Annotated in this window: 13 protein-coding genes; 4 read left to right on the forward strand and 9 right to left on the reverse strand. The window is 63.1% G+C overall.

From position 1 onward, the window contains the following. Positions 1-33 precede the first annotated feature (33 nt). The 6 genes from ASG03_RS06655 to ubiE all read right to left on the reverse strand — a co-directional run bounded on the left by ASG03_RS06655 (position 34) and on the right by ubiE (position 9,116). Entirely contained in the window at positions 34-2,565 is a 2,532-nt protein-coding gene (locus tag ASG03_RS06655) for an HWE histidine kinase domain-containing protein (protein WP_062693082.1), read from the reverse strand. Positions 2,566-2,605: 40 nt separating this feature from the next. Further along, positions 2,606-3,166 (reverse strand): biliverdin-producing heme oxygenase, encoded by a 561-nt coding sequence (locus tag ASG03_RS06660; RefSeq protein ID WP_062471526.1) that lies wholly within the window; start codon positions 3,164-3,166, stop codon positions 2,606-2,608. 101 nt (positions 3,167-3,267) lie between these two features. Further along, the gene (locus ASG03_RS06665) at positions 3,268-5,214 is read right to left on the reverse strand and encodes a MacB family efflux pump subunit (RefSeq protein WP_062471529.1); all 1,947 of its coding nucleotides are present in this window, start codon (positions 5,212-5,214) and stop codon (positions 3,268-3,270) included. An 11-nt stretch (positions 5,215-5,225) separates the two neighbouring features. After that, positions 5,226-6,416 carry an efflux RND transporter periplasmic adaptor subunit gene (locus ASG03_RS06670; protein WP_244475173.1) on the reverse strand — a complete coding sequence of 397 codons (1,191 nt, stop codon included), beginning with the start codon at positions 6,414-6,416 and terminating at the stop codon, positions 5,226-5,228. 294 nt (positions 6,417-6,710) lie between these two features. Then, positions 6,711-8,285 (reverse strand): 2-polyprenylphenol 6-hydroxylase, encoded by a 1,575-nt coding sequence (gene ubiB, locus ASG03_RS06675; RefSeq protein WP_062692958.1) that lies wholly within the window; start codon positions 8,283-8,285, stop codon positions 6,711-6,713. A 54-nt stretch (positions 8,286-8,339) separates the two neighbouring features. Continuing rightward, positions 8,340-9,116 carry a bifunctional demethylmenaquinone methyltransferase/2-methoxy-6-polyprenyl-1,4-benzoquinol methylase UbiE gene (gene ubiE / locus ASG03_RS06680; RefSeq protein ID WP_062692959.1) on the reverse strand — a complete coding sequence of 259 codons (777 nt, stop codon included), beginning with the start codon at positions 9,114-9,116 and terminating at the stop codon, positions 8,340-8,342. Between the two features lie 327 nt (positions 9,117-9,443). Here ubiE and mutM point away from each other — a divergent pair, with 327 nt between their 5' ends. From mutM to dnaA, 3 genes are all read left to right on the forward strand, one after another. Continuing rightward, positions 9,444-10,340 (forward strand): bifunctional DNA-formamidopyrimidine glycosylase/DNA-(apurinic or apyrimidinic site) lyase, encoded by an 897-nt coding sequence (gene mutM, locus ASG03_RS06685; protein ID WP_062692960.1) that lies wholly within the window; start codon positions 9,444-9,446, stop codon positions 10,338-10,340. Positions 10,341-10,552: 212 nt separating this feature from the next. Further along, positions 10,553-10,819, forward strand: a complete 267-nt coding sequence (gene rpsT, locus ASG03_RS06690; protein ID WP_062471541.1) for a 30S ribosomal protein S20 — start codon at positions 10,553-10,555, stop codon at positions 10,817-10,819. 975 nt (positions 10,820-11,794) lie between these two features. Beyond that, entirely contained in the window at positions 11,795-13,351 is a 1,557-nt protein-coding gene (dnaA, locus tag ASG03_RS06695) for a chromosomal replication initiator protein DnaA (protein WP_156379624.1), read from the forward strand. A gap of 66 nt (positions 13,352-13,417) precedes the next feature. Here the strand turns inward: dnaA and ASG03_RS06700 are convergent, their stop codons facing one another. Further along, the gene (locus ASG03_RS06700; protein WP_062692961.1) at positions 13,418-14,836 is read right to left on the reverse strand and encodes a leucyl aminopeptidase family protein; all 1,419 of its coding nucleotides are present in this window, start codon (positions 14,834-14,836) and stop codon (positions 13,418-13,420) included. A gap of 192 nt (positions 14,837-15,028) precedes the next feature. Here ASG03_RS06700 and ASG03_RS06705 point away from each other — a divergent pair, with 192 nt between their 5' ends. Then, positions 15,029-15,895 carry a tetratricopeptide repeat protein gene (locus ASG03_RS06705; RefSeq protein WP_062692962.1) on the forward strand — a complete coding sequence of 289 codons (867 nt, stop codon included), beginning with the start codon at positions 15,029-15,031 and terminating at the stop codon, positions 15,893-15,895. Between the two features lie 64 nt (positions 15,896-15,959). Here the strand turns inward: ASG03_RS06705 and ASG03_RS06710 are convergent, their stop codons facing one another. Both ASG03_RS06710 and ASG03_RS06715 read right to left on the reverse strand, forming a co-directional pair. Then, a complete protein-coding gene (locus ASG03_RS06710) occupies positions 15,960-16,931 on the reverse strand; it encodes a type II secretion system F family protein (protein WP_062692963.1) in 972 nt (323 codons plus the stop codon). Positions 16,932-16,943: 12 nt separating this feature from the next. Beyond that, a complete protein-coding gene (locus ASG03_RS06715; RefSeq protein ID WP_062692964.1) occupies positions 16,944-17,954 on the reverse strand; it encodes a type II secretion system F family protein in 1,011 nt (336 codons plus the stop codon). Between the last annotated feature and the right edge of the window lie 3 nt (positions 17,955-17,957).

The raw sequence follows: 17,957 nt of genomic DNA on the forward strand, positions 1-17,957 counted from the left end.
TCTCGGCTGATCGCGCGTGCCGGAGCCCTGATCTCAGGGGTCGAGCAGCGTGCTCATCGTTCGCACCAGCGCGTCGCGCTCATAGGGCTTGCGCACAACCGGCACGCCGGCAAAGCCGCTCGGAATAGGCGAGATGTTGCCGTAGCCGGTAGCAAACAGGAAGGGGATATCCCGGCGCGTCAGTTCCGTCGCCACTTCGATCGAGGTGCCGGTGCCCAGATTGACGTCGAGGATCGCCACATCCGGCTTGAACGTCGCGAGCTTGGCCAGAGCCTCGTCCGCGGACGCTGCGGTCAGGACCGTCTGGATTCCCTGATCGGCCAGCATGCCCTCGACATCCATGGCGATCAGCATCTGGTCTTCCACCAGGAGCACGCGGATGTCGGGATCGAGATCGGCCCCTGCGGTTGTTGTGTCCGCTCCGGCCGCGAGGCTCAAGGTCTCGTTACGTTCCGACAGGGTGACGTGCTTGGCCGGCAGCACGAAATCCGCCTCGACACCAACCGGCGCGAAGACGACGGTGCTGCGCCCGTCAAGGTCATAGGGGACGCTGCGGTCGATCAGTGCGCTGCCAAAGCCGGTGCGCGTGGGCGGCAGCACGGCCGGGCCACCGCTTTCGCGCCAGGCGATTTCGCAATCGCCGGCCTGCGTCAGGCGCCAGCTGACCGACAGGGCGCCGCCGGGTCGCGACAAGGCGCCGTATTTGGCGGCATTGGTCGAGAGTTCGTGCAGAACCAGCGCCATGACCGAGAAGGCTCGGGCATTGAGCAGGACCGGCGGACCGGACAGGTTCAGGACATTGGCCGTGTTGCGATAGGGGCCAAGTTCGGCATCGAGCAGATCCGACAGCATGCCACCGCCATCGCCCCGCACGACCTGATCATGGGCAAAGGACAGCGCCTGGATGCGCCCCTTGAGAGAGCTCACATATTCGCTCAGACTGCGTCCGTCGCCGACCGGCTGGCTGACGAGAGACTTGATCAGCGCCAGGATGTTCTTGACCCGGTGGTTGAGTTCCTCGTTCAGCATGCGCTGGCGCACATCGGCGCGGCTGCGCTCCTCGGCCATCAGCTCGCTATGCCGAAGGCCGATTTCGACGAGCGCTGCACGGGTGACCTCGGCGATCTCGCGGTCGGCCTCGGTCCAGGGCTGGGCCTGGAGCTGCACCGTTTCCTTCCAGATCGCAAAGCTCTTGCGTGGCGTCAGGCGCTCGCCGAAAGGGCCGCTTTCATACGACTTGTTGGGATCGCCACCCCAGTTCAGCGTCTGGACGAACTCCTTGCGGAAGAAGAAGAGATAGTCGCGATGCAACTGGGTCAGCGGCACGGCCAGCACGCCTGCTGCCTGTTCGCGGAAGGCTTCCGCTTCCGGAAGGCGCTGCGCCATGGCATGCGTCGCCCAGACCTGTCCCGCGACCACAGACCCCATGAGCCTGAGGACCGATGGCACGGCACTTGCAGGCGGCGTCGACCCGAAGGAGGTCCAGGTCCCGTTCATCCAAAGCCCGATGCCGTCGCAGGCCATCAGCGAGGTGAAGTGCGGGAGATGATCGCGCAGGAGTTCGCCCATGTCGGCGTGGTGCGACGCCATGCGCAGGAAGCGATCGAGAGAGGACCGGGCACGGTTGGCGGTGTCGAGCTTTTGCCGCTGTTTCAGCGCATGGAGATGCAGCGAAAAGAACTCGCCGAACATTTCCGCGGCCACCCGCTGCGCCATGGGCAGGATCCGCGGCTGGTAGTGATGGCACGCGATGAGCCCCCAGAGCTTGCCATCGACGATGATCGAGATCGACATGGACGCGGCAACGCCCATGTTGCGCAGATATTCGCAGTGGATCGGGGAAACACTGCGCAGATGGGCGAGCGACATGTCGAGCGGCTCCCCCGAGACGTCGATATCGGGCATCAGGGGGATGCGGGTGCCGCTGGCATCGCCGATGATGCGGATGGTGTTCTGAAGGTAAAGCGCGCGCGCCTGCTGCGGAATGTCGCTTGCCGGAAAATATTGCCCGAGAAAACTCTCGAGATCGCCGCGCTTGGCTTCCGCCATGACCTTGCCGGCACCGTCTTGCTCGAAGGCATAGATCATCACGCGGTCGTAGCCGAGCATGCCGCGGATGAGGCGTGCCGACTGTTTCAAAAGCTGGTCGACGTCGTTGATATCGGTGATGCGGCCGATCAGCGTGCGCGCCAATTGCAGCGGCTGCCCCTCGGTGGCCGGCTCGAACTCGATGATGACGATCGCCTTGTTGAGATGAATGGCAACGTCGTAGCTGACATTTGCGATCTCAAGGCCCGAAAGCAGCGCCGGGCGGCTGCCGTCGCGCAGCGCCGCCACGGCGTTGCGCAGCGTGTGCGTCGCCTCATATCCGATGAGGGCTTCCAGCGGTTGGCCATTGATCTCGCCATCCAGTCCCAGAAACTCCGGCGCGTTGGCGGAATGGCGCAGCACCATGCCGGCGCGAGCATCGCAGGCAAGCAGGCAACCATGCGGCTGGATGCTGCCCGGAATATGGATCGGCTCGCGATCGCAGTTTGTGAGATCGATGGTCTCGCCCGGCTTCATCATGCGGCTTGTCGCGGATGCGGTCTTGACGTTCGCAGGGTCATTCAGCGGCATGGGAAGCCCTTCGGAACGCTGTTTCCGCGACCATGAATGTGGCTCTGGACGCGCTTGCGACACGATCGATCTCGATAGCGTCGATGGATTCGAGGAGATGCAGGAAGCGCGGCCACCGGTCGCTCTTTTCTGCCTGGGCCGCCAGATGCCGGGCGCCGAAATCGGCCCGCAATCCGAGCGCCTGGGCGCGGCGATAGAGAAGCCGGGCTCCGAGTGCAGAGCCCTCGAGAACATAGAGCATGCCGAGCATGTCCTCCCGCGCGGCACCCATCGGCGGCACGGGTACGGTCGCATCGGCAGAGATTTCGAGGTCGGAAAGATCGGTGCGGATCAGCGCGCCGAAGGTCTGCTGCGACCAGAGATCGAGATCGTCAGGCCATGCGCGCCCGGCTAGCATCGTTTCCACGGGAATGCGGAAAGCGCTCATTCCTCGCAGATAGGTCTTGTAGGACGACAGGCTGTCGAAAGCGCCGATCATGTCGTCGAGCGCCGCATGGGCGTCGGCAGTACTTTCGCGGAGAAAGGCTCGGCGCGACCGATCAGGCATAAAGGTGTTCCGGAGATCAACAAAAAGAGGTCAGACAGGGAGAAGGTTTCAGGATGCGGTTCAGTTCCATCGCGCGCCAAACTTTTTTAGAAATTCTCGCCTCAGGGCGCCGACAGGGCAACAGCCGGCTGAAGGCGCGACGCGTTATGCGCCGGGAGGTAGCCAAAAACAAGACCGGTAACGAAGGCGCTGGCAAAGGCCAGCAGAACCGGCCCGGCGGAGAAGGTGACGGGCACGCCAAATGACTGGGCGATCAGACCGATCGACAGGCCGAGACCAACGCCGATAATGCCGCCGAGTGCCGAGACCACGAGCGCCTCGACGATGAACTGCGTAAGGATGTCGCGGCCTCGCGCGCCGGTCGCCATGCGAATGCCGATCTCCCGCGTCCGTTCGGTGACGCTGACCAGCATGATGTTCATGACCCCGATGCCGCCGACCAGAAGCGAGATCGCGGCGATGGAGCCGAGAAAGACCTTGAGGATGTTGGAGGTCTCGGTGAAGGCCTCACGGATGGCAGCGAGATTGGCGATCTGGGTATCCTGACGCTGGTGGCGCTCGTCGAGCAAGGCCTGGATCTGGTCCTGCGTGATGTTGATGGCGCTGTCATCCTTCACCTGCACCGTGATGGAACGGACGTTGCGCGCACCGAAGAGACGGAGATTGCCCGTCGACAGCGGCACGAGGACCGTATCGTCCTGATCGTTTCCACCGGCGGTCGCCCCCTTTGGCGCCATGACCCCGATGACCTGGAAGGGAATGTTCTTGATGAGGATATATTGGCCGAGCGGGTCGGCGCCATCCGGAAACAGCGTATCGGCAACAGTCTTGCCCAGAACGGCGACAGTCGCATAGCTGCGCATGTCGGCCGGTGCGATGAAGGCGCCCTCGGCCAGCGACCAGGTCTTCGCCTCGGGAAACTGCGGCACCGTGCCGTTGACCGTTGTCTGGGTATCCAGATTGCCGGCGCGCACCGTCAGCGAACTCGACATCTCCGGCACGGCAAAGGAGATGTTGGGCAATTCCAGGATTGCATCCGCATCGGCGGGCACGAGCGAAACAACGCTCCCGCCCTCGCCGCCGCGGAAATTGGCCATGTTCGGCCGGATGACGAGAAGATCCGACCCCATGGCGGCGATGCGGCTCAGCACCTGGTTCTGCGCGCCGGTGCCGATCGCGAGCATGGCGACGACGGAGCTCACGCCGATGACGATACCGAGAAGCGTCAGCACCGTGCGGAAGAAATTGGCCCGCAGCGCCCGGAACGACATGCGCACGGCTTCCGCCACATCCGAAAACAGGGCGGCCTTGCCGGCCTGCGTCGCAAAGACGCGTGGTGCCGGACGAACTGGCCGGCTGATACGCCGCGGCAGCCGATCGGCCACGATGAGCCCGTCGCGGATCTCGATGACGCGATCGGCCGATTCCGCAAGATCCGGCGCGTGGGTGATGATAATGACGGTATGACCGTCTTCGTTCATGCGCCGCAGAGTCGCCATGACATCCTTGCCGCTCTGGCTGTCGAGGGCGCCGGTCGGCTCGTCCGCCAGGATGATCTGGCCGCCATTCATGAGGGCGCGGGCAATCGAGACGCGCTGCTGCTGGCCACCCGAAAGCTGGTTCGGCAGGTGATCCATGCGATCGCCAAGCCGGAGCGCCTCGAGCAGCTCGCGGGAGCGCGCTTCCCGGCGCTTTGCCGACACGCCGGCATAGATGGCGGGAATCTCAACATTCTCGCGGGCGGTGGAGGTGGCGACCAGGTTGTAGCTCTGGAACACAAAGCCGAACATCTGGCGGCGGCGCTCGGCCAGCTGGTCGGCATCGAAACCCGCAACGTCCTCGCCATCCAGATGGTAGGCACCGCCGGTCGGCTGGTCGAGACAGCCGAGAATGTTCATCAGGGTCGACTTGCCCGACCCGGACTGGCCGACGATCGCGACAAACTCGCCCGGCTGGATGTCGAGCGAGACGCCGCGCAAGGCGTCCACCGGTACGTCGCCGGTCATGAAGGTCTTGCGGATGTTCTTGAGCGAAATCAGAGGCGTCATGCGTCGGCGCCTCAGAACATCGGCGGCGGTCCGCCGCGTGTCCGGGTTGCCGCGCGCTGGGCATTGGTGGCACGGCCCTCCGTGCCGGAGCCGACGACGACCTTTTCGCCTTCCGACAGGCCGCTCACAATCTCGACCCGGACACGATTGCGGATGCCGGGCTGAACGGTACGCACCTCCTGCCGGCCATCGCCGGTGACGACCGCGACCTCGGCGCGCTTGCCGCCGTCCCGCATGCGGAGCGCTGCCGCGGGAATGGTCAGAACATCGGTTGCGCGCGACTGGACGAAGAAGACCTGCGCCGTCATGTTCATCATCAAGCGGCGGTCAGGATTGGGCACATCGAAAAGCGCATAATAGAGCACGACGTTGTTTTCGGTCGACGGCGTCGGCTTGATCTGCCGCAGCGTGCCGGCATAGTGCTTGCCGGGCTGGCCGAGCAGCGTGAAATAGGCTTCCATGCCGATCGAGAGCTTGCCGATATCGGCTTCGGAGACCTCGGCCTCGACGGTCATCGTGTCGAGATCCGCCACCGTCACGATGGTGGGGGCCGACTGGTTGGCGTTCAGCGTCTGGCCTTCCTTGGCGACGACATCGACGATGGTGCCGGCGAGCGGCGCGTAGATCTTGGTGTAGCCGAGACTGATCCGGGCGTCCTTCAGTGTCGCCTGCTGCTTGCGGATCTGCGCATCCAGCGCGGCCACGTTGGCTTCGGCGGTGGCACGTGCCGCCACCGCTTCGTCGAGCGCTGACTGCGCCGCACTGTTTCCAGCGACAAGGCTACGCTGTCGGGTAAGATTGGCGCCGGCGAGCACGACCTGTGCCTTCTTGTCGATCATCTGCGCATCGAGATTGGCAAGCTCGGCCTCCGCAATCTCGATCTGTGTCTGGATGGAGGCGCTGTCGATTTCCGCGATCAACTGCCCCTGCGTGACCATGTCGCCGACATCGACCTTAAGGCTCTTCAACTGACCCGATACCTGGGCGCCGACATCCACGTCGCGGATGGGGCTAAGAAGCCCGGAGGCGGTGACGCTGTTTTCGATATCGCTGCGGGTGACCTCTTCGCTGACCACGGCTTGGGTGGTGCCTGCCGCACCATAGGTCTTCCATCCGTACCAGCTGCCGAAGCCAAGGACCGCAACGAGGCTCGCAAGCAGCATCGCACGCCCCCTGCGGCGCGGGGGCTTTGCCTTTTGCAAAGGTGCCGCCTGAGGCGGATGGTCGAGCGGGGATCGAAGCTCAGGCTGAGACTCAGACGCGTGCTCAGGCTGCAGCCCAGTCTGAGGTCCAGTCTGGGACTCAGGCTGGGGCTCGACGATCTTGGGATAGGCATCCGCCATTCAGGCCGGTCCTTCGAAAGGGTTTCTTCAACCCCCAATTACGTCCGGACTGCGGTAAATTGAAGTCGCACCAGATTACATCTCTGTCATGTGCGCGGTTTCTACGTGCGGACGTCTCGCCGCACGAGGGCAAACACGGAGGCGGAGCGTTCGTCAAAGCACCTTGATGACGATGATGGCGAGCAGAAGTGCAATTACCCAGAGAGCGACGCGGCCAGAGCGTGTGTGGCGGGCTTCGGCGCGACCGATGGCCTCGGCCGTCTCTGCGTCAAATTTCAGCCCGTGTTCGGCCATTTCGGTCAGATCACGCGAGAAGCGTTCCGTCTTTGCGACGATTTCCGGGGCAGCCTCCGCCAGCCTCAGCGCTGCGTGCAGACCGTCCTTGAGGTCGGTAACCACCCGCTTGGGCCCGAGATTGTCGCGAATCCAGGCGCCGACCACAGGTTCGGAGGCCTTCCACATGTTGAAGCGCGGATTGAGGGAGCGGGAAACGCCCTCGACCACCACCATCGTCTTTTGCAGCATGACCAGCTCGGGACGCGTTTCCATGTCGAAAAGCTCGGTGACCTCGAACAGCAGGGTAAGCAGCTTCGCCATGGAAATCGTCTCGGCCGGCTGGCCGTGGATCGGCTCGCCGATGGCGCGAATGGCCTGGGCAAAGCTTGCGACGTCGTGATGGGAGGGTACGTAGCCGGCTTCGAAATGCACATCGGCCACACGGCGATAGTCGCGGGTGATGAAGCCGAACAGGATTTCGGCAAGAAACCGCCGTTCCTTCTTGCCAAGGCGCCCGACGATGCCGAAATCGACGGCAACGATCATGCCCTTCCGGTCGACCAGCAGGTTGCCCTGGTGCATGTCGGCATGGAAGAAGCCATCCCGCAGGGTGTGCCGCAGGAAGGACTGGATCAGCGTTTCCGCCAGCCGGTTGAGGTCGTGACCGGCAGCGCGCAGCGCCTCCACATCGGCCATGCGGGTGCCGTCGATCCATTCCATGGTGACGACATCGCGACCCGTGCGTTCCCAATCGACGCGCGGGACACGGAAACCTTCGTCATTCTCCGTGTTCTCGGCAATTTCCGATAGAGCTGCGGCTTCGAGCCGGAGATCCATCTCGACCTTGGTCGTCTGCTCCAGCGTCTTCGTTACCTCTACCGGGCGCAAACGCCGCGTGTGCGGCAGAAATCGCTCCTGCAGGCGGGCAACAAGATACATGGCCTCGAGATCGTGGGCGAAGCGCTGGCGGATGCCCGGCCGGATCACCTTGATCGCGACCTTCTCCTCCCGCCCGTCCCGCATCACCCAGCCCGGATGGACCTGGGCGATGGAGGCGGCCGCGATGGGATCGTCGATGCGGCTGTAGAGATCCGCAACCGGACGGCCGAGCGAACCTTCCACGGCGGCATAGGCTTCGGTAACCGGGAAGGTCGCCATCCGGTCCTGCAGGAAGGCGAGATCGGCGGCAAATTCGGCACCGACCACGTCCGGACGGGTGGCAAGAAACTGACCGATCTTCACATAGGAAGGGCCGAGCCGGCCGATCGCCCGCGAAAGGCGGTCGCTTCGCTCCTCGAACTGGGCACGGCGTCGCTCGAGAAGGCCCGCAACCTTCTGGGCAAAGCGGGCAAAGGGCGGCAGGTTCTCCGGCGGTATCGCCGTGACGACGCCTTCGCGGACGAGAACCCAGCCAATCCTGGCGATGCGGAGATAGGTGGCAGGCGTGCTCATCGGTACCGAAGGCTCCCCTGGAGACACGGCGGGAACAGGAGGCTGATCATGCGCTCAGATCTTCCATCCGGAATGCAGTGCCGCGATGCCGCCGGTGTAATTGGTGTAGGTGACGCGCGAAAAGCCGGCCTTCTCGATCATGCGGGCGAAATCCTTCTGGTCCGGGAACTTCCGGATGGACTCGACGAGATACTGGTAGGGCTCGGCCTCGCCGGTGATCATCTTGCCGAAGCGCGGAATGGCGTTGAACGACCAGGCGTCATAGACCTTGTCGAGAAGCGGCATCTCGACATCGGAGAATTCGAGCACCAGCAGACGTCCGCCGCGCTTCAGCACGCGATAGGCCTCCGACAGCGCGACATCGATGCGCGGCACGTTGCGGATGCCGAAGGCGATCGTATAGGCGTCGAAGCGACCGTCTTCGAACGGCAGGCTTTCCGCATTGGCCTCGACGAATTCGAGATTGTCGGTCAGACCTTTCTTCCGGGCGCGCTCGGCACCGACGCCGAGCATCGAGCCATTGATGTCGAGCACCGTCGCCTGCGCCTGCCGGGCGGAGGCCTCGACGATGCGAAATGCAATGTCGCCCGTGCCGCCGGCAACGTCGAGGACCCTGTAGTCGGGGCTGCGGCGGGGGTGGAGCGCGGCGACCATCGCATCCTTCCAGGCCCGATGAAGGCCCATCGACATCACGTCGTTCATGATGTCGTAGCGCTTGGCGACCTTATGGAAGACGTCGTTGACAAGACCCTGCTTCTCGCCCTCGTTGACGCGGCGAAAACCATAAGACGTTTCCATGCCGCCTTCGGCGGAAACCCGTTCGTCCGTCATACTCTACACCTTTCCATTTCCAGACCGTTCGTTTCCAGCCTGATCGCCCGAAGTCCGGATCGGAACCCCATTCGTCCTGTGCCCGCAGACGTGAGCCGTCATACGTCTGATCCGGCCATCCTGACCGTCCAGCGACATGTTCATCCGACCCACAGTCTCGGACAATCAACGGCACATAGGACGTTTACGTCCATCCGACCAGATCCGGAATACGGACCATTCGACGCGTCGGACCATAGCGATTTCGCACCGGCAACGCTATCTCCTGGGAAAGGAAGCGCCGCGACGCGGCTGTCGGCCCGAAATGCGCCGCAAAAAGGACTGCCTATGCCCGAACTGCCCGAGGTCGAAACGGTCCGCCGGGGCCTTGCGCCCGTTATGGAGGGTGCACTGATCACCCGTGCCGAGGTGCGGCGTCCCGACCTGCGGTTTCCCTTTCCGATGGATTTCGCCCGCCGCCTCGAAAATCGCCGGATACTCACTCTGTCCCGCCGGGCGAAATATCTGCTGATCGAGCTCGACAACGACGATGTCGTCATTGCGCATCTGGGAATGTCCGGCTCGTTCCGGGTGATCGAGGCGGCCTCTGCCGATGCCGCCACGCCGGGCGACTTTCATCATCCCCGCGGCAAGGACGAGCGGCACGATCATGTCGTTTTCCATCTTCTATCGGACCGCGGAACCGTGCAGGTCATCTACAACGATCCGCGCCGGTTCGGCTTTATGGACATCGGGCCGCGCGAAACATTGGCGGCGCACGCCTTCTTCCGGCAGCTCGGGGAGGAGCCGACCGGCAACCGGCTCGATGCTGCCTATCTCGCCAGCCGGCTTGCCGGCAAGGCGCAACCGCTGAAGTCGACCCTGCTCGACCAGAGGATCATCGCCGGACTGGGCAACATCTACGTCTGCGAGGCACTGTGGCGGGCGCGGCTCTCGCCGGTCAAGCCGTCGGGAAAGCTGGTCGATGCGCGCGGGCGCCCGCGGGCACCGCTGATCGTGCTGACGGAAGCAATTCGCGCCGTCATCGCCGACGCGATCGCGGCCGGAGGCTCGTCTCTCCGCGATCATATCCAGGCGGACGGATCGCTCGGCTATTTCCAGCATAGCTTCGCCGTCTACGACCGGGAGGGCAAACCCTGCGCGCGGCCTGGCTGTGGTGGCATCATCGCCCGGATCCCCCAGGCGGGGCGCTCGACATTTTACTGCGCTTCGTGCCAGGTGTAGGCCCGGAATGGCGGCAACCCCGCCCATGCACTATAGACGGCGCCTGAAATAGCGCGTTGACGAAATGGGCGTTTGCGTCTATACGGCGCCCACAGTTTGGGAAGCCACGTTGCAGGTTTCTCGCTATTGCCTCCGAAGAGCTTGGATGACAGGTCGCAGTGACCCGACACGGCGAGGCGGAGGTGCTTGTCAGAATCTGAAGAGAGAAACCCATGGCCAATACAACTTCGGCGAAAAAAGCGACCCGCAAGATCGCTCGTCGCACCGAGATCAACAAGTCGCGCCGTTCGCGCGTTCGCAACTTCCTCCGCAAGGTCGAAGAAGCCATCGCGTCCGGCGATCAGGCCGTTGCACAGGAAGCCCTGCGCGTGGCACAGCCCGAGCTGATGCGCGCTGCCAGCAAGGGCGTCGTGCATGCCAACACGGCATCGCGCAAGGTTTCGCGCCTGGCCAGCCGCGTCAACGCATTGTCGGCATAAGCCTTATCATTTCCGCCTTATAAGAGAGTGGCCCGGTCATTGACCGGGCCCTTTCGATTCGTACGCCGGCTTTTCCGGTCGATCATTGCCCATGACGAGATCATGTCATGGATGTGACCAAATAATCTCCATATTAACAACGGCTTGCTGAAGTTTATGACACGTTGCCCTTCCACGAGGAGGGGCCGTTGAAGTGAATCCGAGTCAAGCGATTTTTTATTTTTCTTGCTTTTCCGGGCACCTTTGAAACGCCCAAAAACAAAGCCTTTGATTCGACTGCGATTCTCAAATGGCGGCCCGGGGCAGTTGCAAAACGCCGGTTGAGAGTCAACGGCCAAGGCCCTGCCGGCCGTAAAAATGGCGATTGATCTTGGGTCATGATCCTGCCTAAATGCTTTCAGCAAGAGATGTGGGACAGCGAGTTTTCGATGTCGGCAACGGGCCCTGAAAAGGGCTGCGCAGCCTCCATATTTCCTGGACCAAGGTGGACATCACAATTTTCCATCAACTGAAGGAACGTCACACCTTGATGGCTTTCGTCGTCAAGGAGCGAGAAACCGCGTCTTAAGGTTGAAGGCTCTATTGAACGTCGCCGGCAATGAAAGGCCGTCGATCGACTGCGAGACCCGTTGTGGGAGAGCAAGCCCGGCGGATGCGCCGGAGGAAAGATCTGCTGCAAGATGTCTTGAACCGTTTCGGTTCGAGGACGATTGCATCAGGAAAGAGGAGCAAGGCCTGGGTGGCACGAACGTCACTCCAGCAGGCTCGATCGGTCCCACGGCAAGCGGGGACCCGGATGGCAGAGGCCGGTTTCGGCCACGGTCTGAGGGGTTTGCCGAGGGATCGGAAACGCGCGGGCACACGAGGGCCCCGTCCGTTTGAACAGCCATGGTAATGCCGCCGCAAGGCGGCACATCCGACACGAGACTGCCGGCCATCAAAGCCGGTATCGGGACAGACATTGGAAGGCGGCACATGCTTTTAAATTCGGTGACCTCGGGGCGCACATTCGCTGCTGGCGAACATGCTCGGCCGATCAAGAGCGCGCAGAACGAACAGACGACAGGAGAGCAGGCCATCATGACCCAGAGCGCACTTTTCGACCGGGTCAGCGCTCTCCTCAAGGCGCAGGTCGGACCTGACGTCTTTGCAAGCTGGTTTGGCCGGCTCAAGCTGCACTCGATGTCGAAGAGCGTCGTGCGTCTTTCCGTGCCTACCACGTTCCTGAAGTCCTGGATCAACAACCGGTATCTCGACCAGATCACGACCCTGTTCCAGCAGGAAGATTCCGAGATCCTGAAGGTCGAGATCGTGGTGCGCAGCGCGATGCGTGGCGCCCGTGCTCCGAATGAAGCCGACATGGTCGCCGGCGAGACCGTTCCTGCTGCGCCAACCGCCACGTCGGCGCGCAAGACCGGTGTCCAGAGCATCGGACAGCAGGCAACGGCTGCCCTGCCGGCTGCGGCGAAGCTTCCCGTCGCCACGCCGCTTTTTGGCTCTCCGCTCGACCCGCGCTACAGCTTTGCAAGCTTCGTCGAAGGCTCATCCAACCGCGTCGCACTGGCTGCCGCCAAGACGATCGCGGAAGCGGGCGCCGGAGCAGTGCGGTTCAATCCGCTCTTCATTCACTCCTCCGTCGGCCTCGGCAAGACGCACCTCCTCCAGGCGATCGCCATTGCCGCGATCCAGAGCCCGCGCGCCTCGCGCGTTGTCTATCTCACGGCCGAGTATTTCATGTGGCGCTTCGCCACCGCCATCCGCGACAATGATGCGCTGTCGCTGAAGGAGACCTTGCGCAATATCGACCTGCTCGTCATCGACGACATGCAGTTCCTGCAGGGAAAGTCGATCCAGCACGAGTTTTGCCATCTCCTGAACATGTTGCTCGACAGCGCCAAACAGGTCGTCGTGGCGGCTGACCGGGCGCCTTGGGAGCTGGAATCGCTCGACCCGCGCGTTCGTTCGCGCCTTCAGGGTGGCGTGGCCATCGAGATGGACGGGCCCGACTACGAGATGCGGCTGGAGATTCTGAAGCGTCGGCTGGATGTGGCGCGCGAGGAGGATCCCTCCCTCGACATTCCCGCCGATATCTTGAGCCACGTCGCCCGCAGCATCACCGCCAGCGGCCGCGAACTGGAGGGGGCCTTCAACCAGCTCCTGTTCCGCATGTCATTCGAACCCCAGCTCTCGATCGAGCGCGTCGACGAGCTTCTCGGACATCTCGTCAATGCCGGCGAGCCACGCCGCGTGCGGATCGAGGATATCCAGCGCGTTGTCGCCAAGCATTACAACGTCTCCCGCCAGGAGCTCGTGTCCAATCGTCGCACGCGCGTCATCGTCAAGCCGCGCCAGATCGCCATGTATCTGGCAAAGACCCTGACGCCTCGCTCGTTTCCCGAAATCGGCCGCCGGTTCGGTGGACGCGATCACACGACGGTGCTGCATGCCGTGCGCAAGATCGAGGACCTGATCTCCGGCGACACGAAGCTCAGCCATGAGATCGAACTCCTGAAGCGCCTGATCAACGAATAGACGGTTCGTTCTGGAAGCATTCAAGGCGTCGAAGCAGTTCGGCGCCTTTCTCGTTGTGTTCAAGGCTTACGAGAGATCGCGTGCGATCAGGGCATAGAGAGCCCGGATGCCTTGTGCCTCGCCGCCGACACGCGCGTGCGGACGCTCGCTCGGGTTCCAGCCATAGACATCGAGATGGACCCAGCCGCGCGTTTCGGCCACGAAGCGCTTGAGAAACAGGGCCGCGGTGATTGCCCCGGCCATGCCGCCGGACGGCGCATTCGTGAGGTCGGCGATGCGGGACGTCACGTCCTTCTCGTACCCCTTGTAGAGCGGCAGCCGCCACAAGGGGTCGTGAGTGGCAAGGCTTGCCTGCGACAGATCTGTGGCGAGCGTCTCGTCGTCGGTAAAGAAGGGCGGCAGGTCGGGGCCGAGCGCGACCCGGGCAGCCCCCGTCAGCGTCGCCATGTCGATGAGAAGGTCGGTCTCGCTCTCGCCGGCGTAAGCGAGCGCATCCGCCAGGACGAGCCGACCCTCGGCGTCCGTATTGTCGATCTGCACCGTCAGGCCCTTGCGCGACCGATAGATATCGCTCGGGCGGAAAGCATTGCCGGCTATGGAATTCTCGACCGCGGGGACCAGGACGCGCAACGAGACGTCGAGCCCGGCATCCATGATCATCAGCGCCAGGCCCATGACGTTTGCAGCCCCGCCCATGTCCTTCTTCATTAGAAGCATGGAAGCGGCAGGCTTGATGTCCAGTCCGCCGGTATCAAAGCAGACTCCTTTGCCCACGAGCGTGATCTTTTTTGCTCCGGAGCCCCAGCGCAGGTCCAGAAGGCGCGGCGCCTGGTGGGCGGCGCGGCCGACCGCGTGGATCAGGGGGAAGTTCTTCACCAGCAGGTCATCGCCAAGGATGGTTGTGACGGTCGCGCCGTAATGCCTGCCGAGCGCCTGGAACGCTTCTTCCAGGGCGTCCGGTCCGAGATCGTTGGTCGGCGTGTTGATGAGATCGCGGACCAGCGAGATGCCGGCCACTGTGCGGTCCAGGGCCGGCCGATCGACGCTCTCCGGCAGCTTAAGCTGCGGCCGCTCGGCCTTCCCCACCTTGTAGCGGTCAAAGCTATAGGCGCCGAGCGCAAAGCCGAGGGCAGCCTGTTCGGCCGACAGGCTATCGGAGACAATACGCCAATCTCCGGGTGGCAATGTGCGGGCGAGCTTGCCCGTAGCGAAGGGCGCATCGAACGGTGTGCTGCCGAGACCGAAGAGGGCACCGCCGAGGCCATCCGCCCCGCCCTGCCCGTCCGGATGTGCCGGAATGAGGAGCAGCGCCCCGCTTTCGGCTTTGAAGCCTGCCTGACGCGCCCAGTTGCGGACGAACGGATCGAGCGCGGCACTCTCGAGGTCGTCCGGCGTCAGCGCATACACCGGAAGGGCTGCGTTCGGAGCGGCGCCCTCACCGGACGTGAAAGGCGACGGGCGATGTTCGAGGCAAAAGGGAGGCATGGGTTCTCCTGAAATCCATTGACGGCAGCCGCGCCCGGCCTCGTCCGACCCGCCGGACGGGCTGGGACTGCGCGCAAGACCGAAGCGGAAATTAACACTCTATTAGGGTTAACAGATTATTGATGAGGATACGATTGCGCCGTGAAAGTTGATGTGTGCCGGTGCTTTCCCCATTTTTCCGGGAGCTTTGCCATGGCGGCATCACTTGACCAGCCTCGTTCGCGGCACGCCTGCCGCGCGACCGTCCACCTGTCCCTCTCCGCCGTCCTGATTGCAGGCCTGCTATCGGGCTGCGCGGCTCCGCGCAAGGAATTGACCACGGGGTCGATATCCAACAGAGCCTCGAATGGCCTGGCGTCGGTGAACAGCGCTTCCATGAATGCAGGGCAGCTCGATGCCGCGGCTCAGAGCCTCGGCAAGGCCTATGAGAAGAACCCGAAGGACCGGACGACCGGTCTCAACTATGCCAACGTGCTGCGCCAGACCGGCCGCAACGACCAGGCGCTCGCCGTCATGCAGCAGGTGGCGATCCAGTATCCGGCCGATCGCGAGGTGCTGGCCGCCTATGGCAAGTCGCAGGCCGCAGCCGGCCAGCTTGAACAGGCGCTGCTCACCGTCGGCCGCGCGCAGACGCCCGATCGTCCGGACTGGAAGCTGAAATCGGCCGAAGGGGCGATCCTCGACCAGCTCGGACGCTCGCCGGAAGCGCGGCAGCGTTACCGTGAGGCCCTGGACATCCAGCCGAACGAACCGTCCGTGCTTTCCAATCTCGGCATGTCCTATCTCTTGTCGAAAGACCTGAAGACGGCGGAAACCTATCTGCGCAAGGCGGCGGAACAGCCGGGTGCCGACAGCGGCGTTCGCCAGAACCTGGCACTGGCCATCGGCCTGCAAGGCCGCTTCCCGGAAGCGGAAGCCATCGCCCGCCAGGAACTCTCCTCCCTGCAGGCCGAGGCGAACGTCGCCTATCTCCGGTCGATTCTGTCGCAGCAGAACGCATGGCAGAAGCTTGCCAAGGACGGGAAGCCGGCAAAGGCGACCGAAACCGGAACGAACTGATCTTTCGTTTTCTCAGCAAACGGCGCCTGCATCCTTTATCGGATGCGGCGCCTTTCGTTCGAGTTCACATACGATCGGCAACCTGAATGCCGGCCGGGCCGAGGATAACGGCAATCAGAACCGGCAGGAAGAACAGGATCATCGGCACCGTCAGCTTCGGCGGCAAGGCTGCGGCCTTCTTTTCGGCCTGGTTCATGCGCTGGTCGCGGCTTTCCTGGGCGAGAACGCGGAGCGCCTGCGCGATCGGCGTGCCATAGCGGTCCGCCTGGATCAGGGCCTGCGTCACCGCCTTCACGTCATCGATGCCGGTTCGAAGACCAAGGTTTTCGAGCGCAACCCGGCGATCGGGCAGGAAGGAGAGTTCGGCCGTGGTCAGCACCATCTCTTCGGCAAGCGCCGGCGACTGCCCGGCAATCTCGTCTGCCACGCGGCGCATGCCGAGTTCCATGGAAATACCGGACTCCACGCAGATCAGCAGCAGATCGAGCGCATCCGGCCAGGCGCGGCGGATGGAGGACTGCCGCTTGCCGACCGCATTGCCGATGAAGATGTTGGGCAGGTAGAAGCCGATATAGGCGGCGACGATAACGCCGAGGAGACGCATGGCCTGCGGCCTGTCAGCAAAGGCGCCGAGACCGAAGACATAGACCGCCGCAACGCCGAGAAGAACGAAAGGCAGGACGAAGCGGGCGAACAGGAAGATGTTGAGCGCGTTCTGCGACCTGTAGCCGGCCATTTTCAGCCGATTGACGGTCTTGTCGTCCACCAGCGCCTTGCGAAGATTCAGACGTTCGACGACCTGCAGGACCGACGTGTTGTTCTTGGCTCGAAGGGAGGCGCGTCCGGTGGTGATCTCGTTGTTCAGCCGCGCACGCTCGCGGGCACGGATCTGCTCCCGCTCCGAGGCGACGGATTTCATCCGCTTCTGGAGATCATCGCCTTCGAGGAAGGGCGCGGCGAGCGTGTAGATCGTCGCCATGACGGCGATGGAGACAAGGACCGCGACGATGGTCGCCGGTGTGAGGAGGCCCAACATGACGCGAATTCCCTACATATCGAAGTTGATCATCTGCCGCATGACGAAGATGCCGATGCCCATCCAGATGGCGGAAATGCCCATGATCAGATGCCCGCGCGGGTCGGTGAACAGCACCATGATGTAGGCGGGCGAACTGAGGTAAACGAGCGTCGCAACAATGAAGGGGAGCGCGCCGATGATCCAGGCAGAAGCCTTGGCTTCCATCGAAAGCGCCTGGACCTTCGCCTTCATCTTGCGGCGTTCGCGCAGCACTCTGGCAAGGTTGGTCAGCGCTTCCGACAGATTGCCCCCCGCCTGCGATTGAATGGTGATGACCACCGAAAAGAAGTTGACCTCCTGCAGCGGCACCGTCTGGATCATGCGCGCGCAGGCTTCAGGAACGGTCATGCCGACACCCTGCGCATCGATGACACGGCGGAACTCCGTCTTGACCGGCTCCTGTCCATCGTTGGAGATCAGGCGGATGGCGTCGCTGAGCGGCAGGCCGGACTTGATCGACCGCACCATGACCTCGAGCGAATTCGGAAACTCCTCGATGAACTTGTTGCAGCGCCGCTTCACGAGATAGCCGAGGATCCAGCGCGGCAGGCCGAGCGACGCAAAGATCGCGACACCGGCGGCGATCAGCAAGGACCCGCCGACGACAAGCGCGGTCAGGAATGCGGCAAAGCCGAAGATGCCGCTGAAAACGTAAAACTTTGCCAGCGAGATGGACAGCCCCGCCTGGGTCAGCCGCACCTTGATCGGCGGCTTGGCGCGCGCTGATTTTTCCTTCTGCTTCTTCTGGAGATCCTTCAGCGAGTCCTGCACCGACTTTCGACGCTTGGACAGCTCGTTCATGCGATCGCGGGCGGCCTTGATGTTGACCCGGTCCGTTTCCGCCGCCTTGATCTTGCGAAAGCGGACGTCCGCCTTCTTTTCATCCTGGATGCGCGAGAACAGGAACCCGTAGGCAAGGCCTGCGGTGGATACGGCCACGAGAGCCGCGATAGCAATGATCAGCGGGTCCAGACCGAACATCCC

The sequence above is a fragment of the Rhizobium sp. Leaf341 genome, assembly GCF_001424325.1.
Lineage (GTDB): Bacteria > Pseudomonadota > Alphaproteobacteria > Rhizobiales > Rhizobiaceae > Ferranicluibacter.